The sequence below is a fragment of the Microcoleus sp. PH2017_34_RAT_O_A genome (assembly GCF_020737885.1).
GTDB lineage: Bacteria > Cyanobacteriota > Cyanobacteriia > Cyanobacteriales > Microcoleaceae > Microcoleus.
The window spans coordinates 26,575-42,279 of record NZ_JAEQDD010000039.1 but is presented as its reverse complement, the minus strand read 5'-3'; the positions used below and the strand labels follow the sequence as shown (position 1 = coordinate 42,279).

The window sequence follows — 15,705 nt, the reverse complement described above, 5'->3', positions numbered from 1 at the left end:
TACAGTGCGAGCGTCCCCGCTCGCGTGCTTGTACAAGCACGCGAGCGGGGACGCTCGCACTACCATAAAAAATGCTTCTTGCAAAACTGAGATGCTCCCGATATTTGAACTTGATTTGGTTCTATGATTCTTGATTTACAGTCAACTAATACTGTTTTATAATTCTCGGAGAATCGACCTTAACAACCTCGGAGCGACGTGAAAAAAACTTCCCAAAAGCCTCAGCTTGTTGCTGAGGCTCGCGAATTAAATAACTTACAAATTTAATTGTTATTGTGGGACGGGCGGGACACACCACAAACTTCTGTAAGTTATTTAATTCTCATTTTTGAGTGATTTCTAGTCGATCGCAAGACCGTATTTCTGTGCTGACTCTAGAGAAACGTCTGGAAGATTGAGCAGCAGTTTATCCCATGTAATGTGATTTTGTAAAGCCTCTACAACTACTCGCAGCGGCTCAGATAAAATGGTTTGAAAGTCTGCTTCTTCAGGAAACTGAATTTTAAATGCTAATTGCTCTTGAGGAGGTGTGAATTGAGCATTAACATTGTCGCGATTTCCTCTTGCATCAATGCGATACCAACCTACATCTGGCAAATAAACTGCATTGAAACCGTGCAATGTGTAGGGCGCACCTTTGTCATCAAAGCTCAATCTTTGGTAGCAAAAACCTGCGGGAATGTTGTTGGCCCTCAGCAATGCTGCTAATAGGTGACTTTTGGCAAAACAATAACCTGTTTTGTGCTTTAGTAGATCGGATGCTCGACAGGTGACGGGATTCATCTGATAGTCGTAGCTGTGGCGAATTTCGTCTCTAACCCACTCAAAACTAGATTGGGCGATCGCCTCTGATGTATGATGTTGTGATGCTATCTTGTTCGCGAGTGCTAAAATTGCGGGATGATCGCGATCTATAATGTCAGTCGCTGCTAAATAGGTTTTGATTTCTGGAATCATTTTTCTGATAGCCTTTCTGCCTGAGAACTGCTACAATCTTCTCATAAACCTGATGATTCTCCCAATCGAAGCAGCAAAAAGTTATGTTTTGAGGAGCGCCGTTTTTTGCATTTCTTCGTAGCAGATTTTGACTGCAATCTCACCTGCTAAATCCTTAGGATATTTGTAAATGCCGGTGCTAATGCAAGGAAATGCGATACTCTCGAACTTTTGCTCGATCGCGATTTCCATACATTTGCGGTAACATTGGGCTAAGAGTTCGGGTTCTCCGCAGTCGCCTCCTTGCCATACGGGGCCTACGGTGTGGATGATGAAGCGCGCAGGTAAGCGATATCCTTTTGTGAGTTTAGCATCCCCGGTTTTGCATCCTCGGAGCGATCGACATTCGTCAACAAGTTCCGGGCCTGCTGCTTTGTGGATTGCGCCATCTACTCCACCACCTCCAAGCAAACTGGTATTTGCAGCATTGACGATCGCGTCTACTTTCAGTTGTGTGATGTTGCCTAAAATAACTTGCATAAAAATAATTAAGCTTTAAAAGTCCATACCTATAATGATACAGAGAGAGTGGGTGCGATCGCAAAATGAACAATTTGGAATCGCATCAAATCCCAGATTCAGTACAAGCTAGATTCAAATCATCAATCAACCCCAATCGTTGCGCCCAGTCTGTTAAGTAACCCCGATCCAAATGCTCAGATTGGACTTTCAGAATTCCCAAAACATCATTCCATTGTTTTTGAGACTTAGATTGTTGCCGCCAGAGCAGTTTTGCCAACACAATATCTTCAGGAGAAGCAATCCAAAATTGTTCTACACCAGCTTCGTCAAGGGCTTCTAGTCGTCGCCTTGTCATTTTTGAGCGATCGAACTCAGTATCAGAATTCAGCACGAGATCGGCGTTTAATACGGAAGTCATGTGAGTGATACTCAACACCATGCCTCTGCCCTCTTGAATATCTTCTACCGAACCCGGAGGGCAGTAAAAACCAGCCGTTTCTAGTGCTTCAACTAATCGAAAAATATTATCCCGGAGTAATTCAATTACTAAATCTAAATCCCGTGTCGTTCTAGGATCGCCATAGACAGAAGCGGCAACGCCTCCTGTAATATAATAAGGAATAGATAATGTTTGAAAAATTGGGTGCAACAGTCGGGCGATGTGGCTGGGGTCTTGCGTCCACATAGAGGGTTCACTGGTGGGGGTTAAAATTGGCAGCCATTTGCTACGTAAGATCGATCGAGCAAATCGCTCTTTGTAAGTTGAGGGACAAGCTTTTTTCATGCCGCGCAAGCTAACAGTTTTTGCCCAACGATTTAATTTTACCCCTATTTGCCAGCGTTGGGAATTGGTGAGTTGTCGCAGTAGGTAAAAATCAATTGCATCAGCTTCAGGAGTTTTATCATCTGACTGGGGACGATATCCAGGTTTGATGGATATTTTCGGTATGGATTGAATCATTTTGCTTGTTGATTTCCCTAGTTCTATACATGATATCAGTTAACAAGTCTAACCACATAATTGCCGTATTCTTGATGATCAACTACTCATCAAGAATCATATTTTCAAACAAAATAGGTTCAATTCTCTTCAATACTTCCTTAACTAAATCTTCTGGACATTCACCGATCGAACTTGCTTGCCTTGCGCGATAATCTTGCATAACGTAGTTGATCTGTCATAATTACACCTGTCACCGCTTCACCTTCTGGAATGGGAACATAAAACGGATTTTTTCGTTGTGTGGTGCTAATGGGACAGACAAACACAAACCCCATTTTTTGGTTAAATTTAGTTTGACTCACAACCAGTGCAGGTCGAGTACCCATTTGTTCGTGTCCTGCTTGAGGATCGAAATTGAGGCGAATGAAATAACCTCGTTCGGGGATGTAGTTTACCAAACTTCTTCTCCTTCTGGTTTCCCCCAAGAGATTTCTTCGCTGGGTTCTATTTCGCCTGCCAATAGTTCATCTAGGGTATATTTGGAAATTTTCTGATTTACAGGTTCTATGACCATTTTTCCATTTTCTATACTGCAAATTACCGAATCATCTGCTTTTAGATTTAACAATTTTACAATATAGTCTGGTATTGGCAAAGCTAAGGAATTACCCAAGTTGCTGAGGTGTATTTTTGCTGTCATACATTTGCGATTTTAATGCTCAGGTTTATCTATTATAACCGCTAGATAAGGTTGGGCGCGATCGGGCGCAGGGGTTCAGAAACCGGGTTTCTTCGTAAAATCTCGTGGGGAGGCGTCAATTGTCGCAGAAACCCGGTTTCTTGGATTTCGCGGGGGGACTCAGAAACGGGGTTTCTTCACAAACCTAGTCAACTATTAAAGTTGAAACAAGGGGAGGGTTTGTCCGGTAATTGCCTCATGGAAGCCTTGCTGAATCCCTTCGAGGACTGTTTCAATGGGGTCATCATCAGGATCGATGTCAGTATCTTCCGGTACTAAAACAATAATCCTAACGTGGCTGTGGTTGGCAAAAGCAAGGGGGCGATCGATACAAAGCATTCCTCGATCGTCAATTTTTCCAGTAGTTTCAATCGCTTTCATAATATCAGAAACTCGATACAGTTCACTCAGAGAATAAATCTTCTAAATCTCGGTAGCCGCTAACAACCCGCAGAACTTCAATTCCTGCTTCGATCGCACTGTAGAAAATTAGGTAATCATCGATCGGAAAACTCCGTACATTTTCCATTAACTCATCCCGATTGCGTCCCAGAAGGAGGAAACTTCGAGAGAGTTTGACACTTATTGTTAATTCTGTCCAGAAAGCTTTCTGCTGCATCAAAACCGCTGCGATCGGCAATATAGTCCATAATGTTTTCTATATCCCGACTTGCCGGAACTGTAAATCTACAAATCTGATTCATCTATCTGCTTGCGTGCGTGCGACGTTGTTGCAGCTTTAAGCGCAAACTCCGAAACATATCTTCAGCATTAATTACTTCACTTCGATCGGCCGCATCCATTCCCAGACGAATTTCTTGCTGGAGTTCTTTGAAGCGTCCTTTATAAATATGCTCCCATTTATCTGACTGCAAGAGTTTGATGAAAGCTAAGACTTCTTGTTGCTGGTCTGGCGATAAGACCTTCACATTTTCCAAAATGGCTTGTTCGACGGTCATAATTATCCCTTTTTTTTGATTGTTATTCTACAATCTAGTAACAACATTATATCGCACGGGTGGCTTGACAGCAATTCAGGGGTGAGTTCAATTGCGATCGGTTGTCGATCGCTCAATTAAATCGCAAATAACTTCCAGGTAGCGTCGCAACTGCTACAGTATTTCCCAACAAATCGAAAAACTAAATGATTAATAAAATAGTCAATTTGACTCATCTCATCTAGATTAATCTATTTTTATGCTATCGTCTGATTTTATTAAAGAGTAGCTCACCGACTTGTGCTACCGTCTAGGGGTTGCGATTGGCTTCCCTGGTGTCGCAGGCGATCGCGAGCCGGAAAAAATCCCATCCTCTTATCCCACATTCCCAATCCTCCATTATGATAGCTAAAAACTCTCCCACAATTGGACTGATTGAACCTCCAGCAACGGGACTCTATGATGCAGAAGGTAAAAATTGGACTTCTTTATACAGACATCGTTCCTTAATCAGCAAGCAAGTTTTGATTCCTGACTTGCAAGCAGGAGGATTTGATGCCCGATTGGTCAACCTCAGAGACGACAATTATAGTGAAGAATTTGGGGAAATTGTCTGGAAAGGGATGACCCTGCGGAAAACTTACGTTGGGGGCAAAATTGCTGCCCTAGATCCCCATGCCTTCGATGCTTGGGGCATTACAGTGAATTTCTCCCAAGACCGTCAAGTCACTTGTATGGTGATTGAGCATCTGGCTAAGGGAGGTCGTCCCATTGTCGTTGGTGGGTCGGATGCTTTCGCTGAACCGCACCACTACTTGAAGGCCGGCGCAGCAGCAGTCGTTCAGGATAAATCTGGGGCAGCGAATTGGGCTATTTTTGACTATGTACTGGGAAAAACCCCACGAGAAGAACTCACGGGTGTCATTCTCGCAGATGGTAGACAGTATCCCAGGAAGGCTAAAGCCAAAAGTCCAGAGGAGTGGGCACTACCATCGGTGGAAGTGGCGCGGGAGTGTTTAGGGACACTGCCCAATGTCCAGGGAACTGTTCCAGTAGGTTCGTTGGTAGCTGACATTGGTTGCGATCGCACCTGCGATTTTTGCATGACACCTACCTACGGCACTGGCTTTCGGAGAATGTCTCCTGAAACATCCCTCAAATGGTTGGCGATTCAGAAAGAAGCGGGGGCTCGATCGATCAATATCGGTTCCGATCAATTCCTCGCCCGTGGACTCTTTCCTGAGGGGCGACAAGAGATCCTCGACATTACCAATGGTGCGCGGGAGATGGGAATAACTCTCATGTGGCCCAATGGTTTAGAACTGAGGAAAACAACTCTGGGAGCTGGGCGTAACTACGAAAGCAGCGACCTCAGACCTGACGAAGAACTGATTGAAGCACTGTTTGGCTGGGACGGCAAAGTCGGTTGTCCTTTGGCTTATATCCCTGCCGAACGTCCCGTTTTTGGACGAGAAGCTTACAAGAAGCTCCTTCCTTGGCAAGAGCATTGTACCTTGATGAAATCTGTGGTCAGAACTGGTGTACCTGTGATTGCTTATGGGATCATTATCGGGCTACCCGACGATGACCATGAGGACTTGTTACTTCTTGAGGAAGCCATCTCAGAATTGGTCGATGAACTGGTAGAGATTAACCCGCAATTGGAATTTCAGACTTCGTGCTACAGCATTATTCCCTTGCCCGGAACTCCGCAATCTTATGACTTACGGAAATCAGGAATGCTACAGTTTGAAGACCCCTGTCTTTGGGGGGTATGGACAACGACTTCCAATACTAAGCACCTTACCTACGAGCAGGTTTCCGATTGGCAAATTCGTCTATCTAAGATTCGGAAATCTCCGTCTGAATTTACCAACTATAACGGCGAATATTCAGCGATGGTTAGTGACGCTTCCTCCGACGACTCAAAGGTTGTGTTGGCAAATTTGAACTAAACACCGCTCGTGGGAGATTACATCGGCGAATTTGCGAGCGAGGATGAAGAAAATGAAGAGGAATCTGAGGTATAATCAATGCCTTTTTGACGCTTAGCAGAACGCTCGATTTCCCAATGTACAAGCGATCGCCCCAAACCCGGTTTCTCGGATTAGCGTGCGGGGTTCAGAAACCGGGTTTCTGTGACAATTCAAATTGCGGGCGATCGCAAATAAATTCCAGGTAGCATCACAACTGCTATAGTGTTTCCCAACAGATCGAAAAACTCAACGCTATAACCTGTTTCTAGTCCTTCAAGGTGATGCTGTTCCACAACTGTACCGATATCGCCGGTATCAAGTCCTTCTTCTGGAATGTTGCACAGCAAGATGACATCTGAATAAAGTTTCATAAACTGCTAGGAAACTACTGCAAAATCGGTGTATTGCCGCATCCCAGGTTCGTGAAATGCCAATACAATATCTTCCTTGGGAACCCCTACGCGCACCAAATCCGTTGCAATCCCATCCTCTGTCCAGTCTTCTTCAATCCAGAATTTACGATCGCGAATCCGAACATATACAGTCATCCCGGTAATGCGATCGCCCTTTTGCCAGCCCAGATTCATCCACATATAATGACCGTTTTGTTCGTCGGTAATTAAGAATGTTTCGATGTCTGGTTGAGGACGGCGATTAGACAATTCTACATACTCGGTTAAAATCCGTTTGATTAGCTTGGGATACTCGGTTAGTTTATCCATTGTACTATTTCCTCTACTTCTGTATTGACGACAATTAGCGGAAGTTGATGTCTGTTTACAATTAATTGAATCGCATCTTGAGTGAAGAAGGTTCTATAGCTGACTTGCAACAGGAATTTTTAACTTGACAAGGGCTTTTTGTAGAACACTGGGTTTAACGCTCAACCAAACTTGTTGGCGATCGTCTTTAGTGTAGCCAATGACAACAGCACCAACAGGCGAATCAATATCGGGATACATTTCTGGTGTCATCGATCCGGTATCGAGAAAGTCGGAAATTTGAATAAGTCCTTTTACCTCTGCATCGCCTAGATTGACAAAAACTCCAAAAGGTGAATGAAATTCTATCTTGCCATATATGAGTTTTCCAAGTGGATACTTGGACTCGATCGAGTTCCAAAATTCTTGATTCATAGTCAATTATTGCTGTTTTAGGATTCTCGGAAACTGATTCAAAATGGGAAAAAGATTGTGCGGGATTGCTAGTTCAATACTTGGGCCTCCCTGATAGAATTTTTCCAGTGGCTTAAATGTTATCTCGTAGGTTTGGTTGTCTATTATCACCTCCAATATTCCTTGCTGGTAATGATTGTTATATTCTTCAGCCAGACTTCTCGAATCGGGGGCTGCGAAGTAGCACTTGCCATTTTCGTAGGGTGGATTGTTTGGAAAGTCTGCTGGCTGAAAACCATCTCGCAATAATTTTTGCGCTAACCCTGGTTGGGGAGCTTTGTAAATTGTGACTGTCTGAGTAGAATTATCTGATGTCATCTATCTAGTAACAACATTATATCAAACGGGTGGGGCAACAGCAATTCGGGGGTTTGGAGGCTGTTGGTGGGGGGTGAGAAACCGGGTTTCTTCCTAAATCTGGGTGGGGATTCGGAGATTGTCGCAGAAACCCGGTTTCTTGGATTTTGGGGTGATTGGTGGGGCGTTAGAAACCGGGTTTCTTCCTGAATCTGGGTGGGGATTCGGAGATTGTCGCAGAAACCCGGTTTCTTGGACTTTGGGGTGATTGGTGGGGGGTTAGAAACCGGGTTTCTTCCTAAATCTGGGTGGGGATTCGGAGATTGTCGCAGAAACCCGGTTTCTTGGATTTCGCGGGAAGTCGAAGCAGGTTACGAAACGCTGTAACGCTTATATGTTACACTTTACAAGTCTCGACGCGATACAATAGACCCACACTCCTATCCCCCACCTCCTTTCTCTCCTCATCATCCCTCGCCCGACCTCGTAAGGGAGGTGTCCCTCTGATGCTTTGGTGTTGAATTTTAGATCTTTGTAGTACAACCACCATTTACCATTCACGCGCCAACCTACTCGATCGCTAAAAGCCTTCCATATTTCGTTCTCATCATATTGTCTAGTTCCCTCCAAACTTTGATAGATGCGCTTCTGCACTGAAAAGCCGAAGCGCCCATTGCTGTATTGTACCCAAAGTTGGTCAATGGTTCGCAAGTCTTCGCAGGGAAATCGATCGATATCTGAAACTCCCAGCCAGCCTTCCTCTTTTTTCTCCGCTACTTCCAGCATTTTATTAGCCGTTTCCCCATCCGCCTCAACCCATTTTCCAGCAGCCAGCAAATCGCGCAGTTTAGTATAGTCTACTCCGCGTTCTGACTTGAGAGGAACATCAGGTTCAGTAGGAATAGTATTCGTTACAGGTGTATATTTGGGAGATAATGGAGATGCCGATTTGTTCGCAACATTGCTACTAACAAAATCATCTTGAGAATACCGATCGTTTTCAATCTGCTTAATCGCGATTCTTTGAATTCCATTAATCGCCTCCATATCGCCAGTAGATGCAGCCAATACGCGAATCCACAACTGTTTTGCCAGGTCGTAATCTTTGTTTAATTCCGCTTGATAGGCATCATTTTTAAGAATAGAAACATCTTGTAAAGTTGCATATTGCGGGCAAATAATTAAGTGCGACTTTGTGACTGGCTCTGCAATACAGTAAGGTGTTTGCCGCACTTGTTCGCCTTTATGTTCCCGAATCAGTTCGGGAACTCGGCAACTCAAATAATGATTCAATCGCTCGACAGTTGCACATTTTCCTTGAATGCCCAAGCCCTCCAGCACTGCTTTTGTGAAAATACCTTGCTGTAAAGTTTCAATTTCGTAGGACAATTGATTGGGACTGCAAGAAAAAAAGGTGACAACTCCCTTTTGCCGCGCAATTTCAGCAGCTTGATTGCCGATTCCCAATCCAGATTTACTCCCTTTATACCGACAAGCATCCAGCATCAAAATCACATTACCAGCGCCACAGCAGCGCAAACATTCAGTCACAAAATCAATCGGAATCGCTGTATGTTCGACATCTTCCGCATCGCCATCGCAAGGCATCAAATAATCGCGCCCATTACACTGCATCCCGTGTCCGCTGAAGAAAAACCACAAATTATCTCCAGTTGCCATAATAGGCTTTTTAGAGATCTGTCTCAAAAATCGCCTCAGATTGTTACGAGAAGGACGAGTCGGTCTACCCTCAAGATCAGGCGAGTCATCTGAGAAGAAAAAAACTTGCTCAAAACTCGCCCCGCGCAGAAACTCCTGCATTAACTCTGCATCCCGCTTGGCATATTTCAGCGGATTTAGGAAATCATATTTATTGATGCCAATTGATATCGCCAGATTTCTTCCCATTTCACCTTAAGACTTACGTTTAAATCGCAACAATACGGTTCTGGTATCTGCTGCTTTTGCTCCCATACCCAATAAACTGAAAGAACCTTCAGCGTTAATTGCAACGGATAACTCAATTTCTGATAATTCGATGGTTTTCATGTCAGCTTCCGCATCCGCGCGCCCGAACATTTTATCTACGGTTTGCATGAAGTCAACCAGTTCTTTTTCTAATTTATTGATGCTGACTTTGTGCAGGCGCAAGTTATCAACCGCTTTTGATGTCTGTTTTTGGAGTTGGCTATTGGGAGTTCCAAAAGCATCGCCCCAATCGGCTAGCCCTGTGTGCGCCCCAATCTTCGCACCGTCATAGTCGGGTGCATCGGGAGACTCGCCCGCAGTATCGGCAGTCACAATCCAAATCGTTTCATCGGGCATGGTGTTTAAGACTCCAAATTATTTAGATAATTTTACTAGATGCTAACCGCGACTATAATCTTAAATTGTACCTGAAATTTATCAACTGGTTTATGAGGATTTTTGGGGTGATTGGTGGGGGTTCAGAAACCGGGTTTCTTTCCTAAATCTTGGTGGGGATTCAGAGATTATCGCAGAAACCCGGTTTCTTGGACTTTGGGGTGATTGGTGGGGGGTTAGAAACCGGGTTTCTTTCCTAAATCTTGGTGGGGATTCCTAGATTGTTGCAGAAACCCGGTTTCTTGGACTTTGGCTATTCTTCAAAGGTTAGATGGTGAATTAATTTATCGCTAATTAGGTCTTCTAAAAAGTAGCGATAAGCCTCTGCCGACTGAAATTGCGATCGCACTTCATCTATTTTAGGTAAACTTCCCCGGCGCAAATCAATATATTCTTGATAGCTGGAAAATTCCCAATCTTCTGCTTTTTTAACTATATTAGCACATACTGGGTTTAAGTGAATATAGCGAGTGAGATGTAACAAATATTCTTCTCTATCTACATGAATCGCTTGAAACCTTCCCTGAAACAGCGAACCGACTTTTTGATAGCGTTTATTGATAGCCTTGACATAGGACAGAGTAAATGTCTGCATCAGTCTGGAAAAATGATCTGTTCTTAGATAAACTAATAAATGATAGTGGTTTGGCATTAAACAATAGGCAATAATATCGACATCGTTCGTAACCAGATGGTTTCTTAATTGGCGTAAAAAATAAATATAATTTTGTTGTTCAAAAAAGATGAGCTGACGGTTATTACCTCGGTTATAAACATGGTAGTAATTACCAGCTTGTAAGATAACTTCACGACGTGGCATATGGCATATCGGTGGGGAGTTAGGAACCGTTGGTGGGGTGTCAGAAACCGGGTTTCTCACCCAAATCTTGGCATCCTCACCAAAATTATCGCAGAAACCCGGTTTCTTGGACTAGGCGCGGGGGCTCAGAAACCGGGTTTCTTCCTAAATCTTGGTAGGGATGCCGAGATTGTCGCAGAAACCCGGTTTCTTGGACTAGGCGCGGGGGCTCAGAAACCGGGTTTCTTTCCTAAATCTTGGTGGGGATTCCGAGATTGTCGGAGAAACCCGGTTTCTTGGACTTTGGGGTGATTGGCGGGGACTCAGAAACCGGGTTTCTTCCTAAATCTCGGTAGGGATGCCAAGATTGTCGCAGAAACCCGGTTTCTTGGATTAGCTACCCCCAATCCGGGCCACATCACGAGCATTTTCTTCAAATGCAGCCGTCAGCGCATCATCACCGCTTAAACCCGCAGCGATCGCCCTTTCAATGGCCTGCAACACCCGCTTGTAATCCTTCGGCATTACCTTCACAAACACCGGCAACATCGCATCCCAATTTGCCAAAACCTTCGATGCGATCGCACTTCCAGTCAAATCGAAATGAGTCTGAATTAATTGCCGCAAATCAGCAATTTCCTCAGCATCCTCCAGTTTTTCCAGCGCCACCATCGACATATTGCAGCGAGTTGCAAAATCACCCGCCTCATCCAAAATGTAAGCAACGCCGCCACTCATTCCCGCTGCAAAATTGCGCCCGGTTTCACCCAAAACCACAACTTTGCCACCAGTCATGTACTCGCAACCGTGATCGCCCACACCTTCGACTACTGCGTTAACGCCGGAGTTACGCACCCCAAAACGTTCGCCGGCCAGCCCTCGGATGAAAACCTCGCCAGATGTGGCTCCGTAAAGCACTACGTTGCCGACGATCGCGTTTTCTTCTGCAACAAAGGTGGAAGCTAACGACGGGTACAGTACGATTTTGCCACCGCTGAGCCCTTTGCCCAAATAGTCGTTGGCTTCGCCTTCGAGCTCTAGGGTGACTCCCTTGGGTACGAATGCGCCAAAGCTTTGCCCAGCGCTGCCTTGGAAGTGGAGGTGCACCGTGTCATCGGGTAAGCCTTCCCAGTGGCGTTTGGTGATTTCGTTGCCGAGAATTGTGCCGACAACGCGGTTGACGTTGGTAATTGGGAGAGTGGCTTTGACTGGTTCGCCGTGTTCGATCGCACTTTTGCACAAATCCAGCAGTACACTGAGATCGATCGACTTTTCCAAACCATGATCCTGCGCCATCTGACAATAGCGCCCAACATCCGCCCCAACTTCCGGCTGATACAGGATGTTCGAGAAGTCCAAACCCTTAGCCTTCCAGTGTTCCACCGCTTGTTGCGCTTCCAAAACATCGGTGCGCCCGACCATTTCATTCAGCGTGCGGAAGCCCAACTGCGCCATGATTTCGCGGACTTCTTGGGCGATGAATGTCATAAAGTTTACCGTGTGTTCAGGATCTCCGGTAAAGTTTTTCCGCAACAGGGGATCTTGTGTCGCAACGCCGACAGGGCAAGTGTTCTGGTGGCAAACACGCATCATAATGCAGCCCAAAGTCACCAGCGGCGCGGTGGCAAAACCGAATTCCTCAGCACCCAGCAGTGCAGCAATTGCTACATCGCGGCCGGTTTTGAGTTGTCCGTCGGTTTCAACGGCGATTCGGCTGCGGAGATTGTTGAGTACCAGGGTTTGGTGGGTTTCGGCCAATCCCAACTCCCAAGGTAATCCGCAGTGTTTGATCGAAGTTTGGGGCGACGCGCCTGTACCGCCGTCGTAGCCTGAGATCAGCACGACATCGGCGTGGGCTTTGGCGACACCTGCTGCGATCGTCCCAACTCCCACTTCCGACACCAATTTGACGCTAATCCGCGCTTCCCGGTTGGCATTTTTCAAGTCGTGAATCAATTCTGCCAAATCTTCGATCGAATAAATGTCGTGGTGAGGCGGTGGCGAAATCAAGCCCACACCGGGAGTTGAGTGCCGGACTTTGGCAATCCACGGGTATACTTTTTTACCAGGTAACTGTCCGCCTTCTCCGGGTTTTGCCCCTTGCGCCATCTTGATTTGGAGTTCCTTCGCTTGGGAAAGATACAAGCTGGTAACGCCGAAACGCCCGGAAGCAACTTGTTTGATCGCACTATTTTTCGAGTCACCGCGATCGTTTGTCCAAGTGTATCTTTCTGGATCTTCGCCACCTTCACCAGTGTTCGATTTGCCACCAATGCGGTTCATCGCTACGGCTAGAGATTCGTGGGCTTCTTGGGAAATCGAACCATAACTCATCGCCCCAGTTTTGAAGCGTTTGATAATAGATTCGATCGGTTCAACTTCCTCAATCGGAATCGATTCCCGCTGCTTGAATTCCAGCAAACCGCGCAGGGTGAAATGCTGTTGACTTTGTTCGTTAACCAGCCCGGAATACTGTTTGAAAAGCGGATAACTTCCCTCGCGCACGGCTTTTTGCAGGGCGTGAATGGTTTGCGGGCTGAACAAGTGGGCTTCCCCTTCCTTGCGCCATTGATATTCGCCACCGACATCGAGGGTGTGTCCGCTGGATGGGCGATCGGGGAATGCGTGGGTATGGCGTAAAATCGCTTCTTGGGCGATGACTTCGAGGTCTACTCCTGCAATTCGCGATGCTGTCCAAGTGAAGTATTTATAGACTACGGATTTGTTTAAGCCGATCGCCTCAAATATCTGGGCACCACGGTAACTTTGAATGGTGGAAATCCCAATTTTCGACGCAACCTTAGTCACGCCTTTGGTTGCGGCTTTCACGTAGTTTTTGCAAGCTGTTTTGGTATCAACATTTACTAGCAAACCTTCGCGGATCGAATCTGCGATCGTCTCGAAGGCCAAATACGGATTGATCGCACCGCAACCATAGCCGATTAAAGTCGCAAAATGGTGCACTTCGCGCGGTTCACCGGATTCGAGCACGAGCCCCGCCCGTGTGCGCGTACCTTGGCGGATCAAGTGGTGGTGGAGTCCTGCAACTGCTAGCAGCGCGGGAATCGGAGCGTTTTCGGCATTGATTCCCCGATCGCACAAAATGAGAATATTCACCCCAGAGGCGATCGCGCGATCGGCTGCTGCGAAAACATCTTCTAATGCTTGTTCCAGACCTTTTACCCCTGTTTTGGGGTCGAACAAAATCGGGACGATCGCAGATTTGAAATTACCCTGATTTACGTGCTTGAGTTTCGCCAGTTCTTCATTGCTGAGAATTGGTGTTTTCAACTCAATTAAATGACAACTTTCTGGTTCCGGCTTCAGCAAATTGCGTTCAGATCCAATTGTCGTTTCCGCAGAAGTGACAATTTCTTCGCGGATTGAATCAATGGGCGGATTTGTAACTTGGGCAAACAGTTGCTGGAAATATTCGTAAAGCAACTTTTGCCTGTTCGATAAAACAGCTAACGGCGTATCCGCGCCCATTGCGCCTACAGCTTCCACTCCATCCCGTGCCATTGGTGCTAACAGCAACCGCAGTTCTTCAAAGGTGTAACCAAAAGCCATTTGCTGCTGCAATAAATCCACTGCCTTCTTGGGAGAGTTGACTGAATCTATGGGCGCGTCTGGTAGCTTGGCGATTTCGACCATGTGCGTATCAATCCACTCGCGATACGGATGTTCGGAGGCGATTTGATGTTTAATTTCCTCGTCAGAAACGATGCGGCCTTCTGCGGTATTTACCAGGAACATCCGGCCTGGTTGCAAACGGCCTTTTGAAAGAATTCGTTCCGGCGCGATCGGCAAAACACCCGCTTCGGATGCCATAATTACTAAGTCATCTTTAGTAATACAGTAACGAGAAGGGCGCAAACCATTGCGATCGAGCACAGCCCCGATCGATGTACCATCAGTAAACGCGATCGAAGCAGGCCCATCCCAAGGTTCCATCAAACAGGAATGGTATTCGTAGAAAGCCTTTTTCTCATCACTCATCGACTCGTGGGCTGTCCAAGGTTCAGGAATCATCATCATAATGGCATGAGGCAAAGAACGGCCGGCCAAAGTCAGCAATTCTAAAGCATTATCAAAAATAGTTGAGTCGCTACCTTCGACATTGATTAAATTGGGGATTTTCTTTAAATCATCGCCGAATAGTTCCGACTCGAACATCGATTGCCGCGCATTCATCCAATTGATGTTGCCGCGCATGGTGTTAATTTCGCCGTTGTGGGCGATGTAGCGGTAAGGGTGCGATCGTTCCCAACTTGGGAAAGTATTGGTGCTGAAGCGCGAGTGAACTAGGGCTAGAGCGCTTTCCATATCGGGGTCGTGCAGTTCGGGATAGTAATCCCCCACTTGCACCGGCATCAACATTCCCTTGTAGACGATCGTCCGGCATGACAGTGTGGAATTATACCAGTATGGATCTACTTTCTGCCTGCGGATCGCATTGTGGGCGCGTTTGCGGATCACGTATAGTTTGCGCTCAAAAGCCGCCTCGTCCATACCTGGGGTGCGGCTGACAAACACTTGCTGCATGAAGGGTTCGCTAGCTTTGGCGGTGTCGCCCAGAGACGAGTTATCTGTGGGGACATCGCGCCAACCGAGCACGGGACATCCTTCTTCGGCGGCGATTTCTGCAAAGATGCGTTTGCCGTTTTCCCGTTGAGTCCGATCGCGCGATGAGTAAATCGCACCAACACCGTACTCGCCGGCTGCTGGAAGTTCGATGTTTTCGGCTGCGGCTGCTTTTTTGAGGAATTTGTGGGGCACTTGCATCAAAATGCCCGCGCCGTCTCCGGTATTGGCTTCGCAGCCACAAGCCCCCCGATGGTCGAGATTTAACAGGATTGTCAATGCCTGTTCGACTATTTCGTGGGATTTGTTACCCTTGACGTGTACAATAAATCCGACTCCGCAAGCATCGTGCTCGAACTGCGGATCGTACAGCCCTTGTTTTTGTGGCAGTCCGTTGTTGTTCATTTTGATGTATCTCTCAAAGTGGCGAAA

The 15,705-nt window shown here is 46.2% G+C and carries 19 protein-coding genes; 1 reads left to right on the top strand and 18 read right to left on the bottom strand.

Annotated features, from left to right (window positions below; translation table 11 throughout):
* Window positions 1-339: 339 nt before the first annotated feature.
* From JGK11_RS15125 to JGK11_RS15085, 9 genes are all read right to left on the bottom strand, one after another.
* Complete coding sequence (locus JGK11_RS15125) at window positions 340-957, bottom strand: transglutaminase family protein (RefSeq protein WP_293212191.1); 618 nt, start codon at window positions 955-957, stop codon at window positions 340-342.
* A gap of 81 nt (window positions 958-1,038) precedes the next feature.
* A complete protein-coding gene (locus JGK11_RS15120) occupies window positions 1,039-1,476 on the bottom strand; it encodes an O-acetyl-ADP-ribose deacetylase (RefSeq protein WP_293180629.1) in 438 nt (145 codons plus the stop codon).
* A gap of 85 nt (window positions 1,477-1,561) precedes the next feature.
* Window positions 1,562-2,419 (bottom strand): hypothetical protein, encoded by an 858-nt coding sequence (locus JGK11_RS15115; RefSeq protein ID WP_293212189.1) that lies wholly within the window; start codon window positions 2,417-2,419, stop codon window positions 1,562-1,564.
* Window positions 2,420-2,580: 161 nt separating this feature from the next.
* Window positions 2,581-2,859, bottom strand: a complete 279-nt coding sequence (locus JGK11_RS15110) for a type II toxin-antitoxin system PemK/MazF family toxin (RefSeq protein WP_293212188.1) — start codon at window positions 2,857-2,859, stop codon at window positions 2,581-2,583.
* A complete protein-coding gene (locus JGK11_RS15105; protein WP_293180620.1) occupies window positions 2,853-3,101 on the bottom strand; it encodes an AbrB/MazE/SpoVT family DNA-binding domain-containing protein in 249 nt (82 codons plus the stop codon). The genes JGK11_RS15110 and JGK11_RS15105 overlap by 7 nt, the downstream gene beginning before the upstream one ends.
* Window positions 3,102-3,296: 195 nt before the next feature.
* A complete protein-coding gene (locus JGK11_RS15100) occupies window positions 3,297-3,521 on the bottom strand; it encodes a hypothetical protein (RefSeq protein WP_293180617.1) in 225 nt (74 codons plus the stop codon).
* A gap of 22 nt (window positions 3,522-3,543) precedes the next feature.
* The gene (locus JGK11_RS15095; RefSeq protein WP_293180794.1) at window positions 3,544-3,726 is read right to left on the bottom strand and encodes a type II toxin-antitoxin system RelE/ParE family toxin; all 183 of its coding nucleotides are present in this window, start codon (window positions 3,724-3,726) and stop codon (window positions 3,544-3,546) included.
* Complete coding sequence (locus JGK11_RS15090; RefSeq protein ID WP_293180614.1) at window positions 3,674-3,844, bottom strand: type II toxin-antitoxin system RelE/ParE family toxin; 171 nt, start codon at window positions 3,842-3,844, stop codon at window positions 3,674-3,676. The genes JGK11_RS15095 and JGK11_RS15090 overlap by 53 nt, the downstream gene beginning before the upstream one ends.
* Window positions 3,845-4,099: a hypothetical protein gene (locus JGK11_RS15085; RefSeq protein ID WP_293180611.1), complete on the bottom strand. Its 255-nt coding sequence runs from the start codon at window positions 4,097-4,099 to the stop codon at window positions 3,845-3,847.
* A gap of 380 nt (window positions 4,100-4,479) precedes the next feature.
* Here JGK11_RS15085 and JGK11_RS15080 point away from each other — a divergent pair, with 380 nt between their 5' ends.
* Window positions 4,480-6,033, top strand: coding sequence for a radical SAM protein (locus JGK11_RS15080; RefSeq protein ID WP_293180609.1), 1,554 nt, complete (start codon window positions 4,480-4,482; stop codon window positions 6,031-6,033).
* A 191-nt stretch (window positions 6,034-6,224) separates the two neighbouring features.
* Here JGK11_RS15080 and JGK11_RS15075 read toward each other — a convergent pair whose 3' ends face one another.
* The 9 genes from JGK11_RS15075 to gltB form a co-directional block, all read right to left on the bottom strand.
* Window positions 6,225-6,425: a DUF4926 domain-containing protein gene (locus JGK11_RS15075; protein WP_293212187.1), complete on the bottom strand. Its 201-nt coding sequence runs from the start codon at window positions 6,423-6,425 to the stop codon at window positions 6,225-6,227.
* A gap of 6 nt (window positions 6,426-6,431) precedes the next feature.
* Window positions 6,432-6,776, bottom strand: a complete 345-nt coding sequence (locus tag JGK11_RS15070) for a XisI protein (RefSeq protein ID WP_293212186.1) — start codon at window positions 6,774-6,776, stop codon at window positions 6,432-6,434.
* Window positions 6,764-6,886 carry an element excision factor XisH family protein gene (locus JGK11_RS32915; protein ID WP_366026978.1) on the bottom strand — a complete coding sequence of 41 codons (123 nt, stop codon included), beginning with the start codon at window positions 6,884-6,886 and terminating at the stop codon, window positions 6,764-6,766. Before JGK11_RS32915 ends, JGK11_RS15070 begins: the two co-directional genes overlap by 13 nt.
* Entirely contained in the window at window positions 6,870-7,190 is a 321-nt protein-coding gene (locus JGK11_RS15065) for a S1 RNA-binding domain-containing protein (protein ID WP_293212185.1), read from the bottom strand. Before JGK11_RS15065 ends, JGK11_RS32915 begins: the two co-directional genes overlap by 17 nt.
* A gap of 6 nt (window positions 7,191-7,196) precedes the next feature.
* Window positions 7,197-7,547, bottom strand: a complete 351-nt coding sequence (locus JGK11_RS15060) for a hypothetical protein (RefSeq protein ID WP_293212184.1) — start codon at window positions 7,545-7,547, stop codon at window positions 7,197-7,199.
* Window positions 7,548-7,916: 369 nt separating this feature from the next.
* Complete coding sequence (locus JGK11_RS15055) at window positions 7,917-9,434, bottom strand: GUN4 domain-containing protein (RefSeq protein ID WP_293212183.1); 1,518 nt, start codon at window positions 9,432-9,434, stop codon at window positions 7,917-7,919.
* 6 nt (window positions 9,435-9,440) lie between these two features.
* Window positions 9,441-9,851, bottom strand: a complete 411-nt coding sequence (locus JGK11_RS15050) for a hypothetical protein (protein WP_293212182.1) — start codon at window positions 9,849-9,851, stop codon at window positions 9,441-9,443.
* 292 nt (window positions 9,852-10,143) lie between these two features.
* Window positions 10,144-10,710 carry a transposase gene (locus JGK11_RS15045; protein ID WP_293212181.1) on the bottom strand — a complete coding sequence of 189 codons (567 nt, stop codon included), beginning with the start codon at window positions 10,708-10,710 and terminating at the stop codon, window positions 10,144-10,146.
* 372 nt (window positions 10,711-11,082) lie between these two features.
* Complete coding sequence (gltB, locus tag JGK11_RS15040) at window positions 11,083-15,678, bottom strand: glutamate synthase large subunit (protein ID WP_293212180.1); 4,596 nt, start codon at window positions 15,676-15,678, stop codon at window positions 11,083-11,085.
* Between the last annotated feature and the right edge of the window lie 27 nt (window positions 15,679-15,705).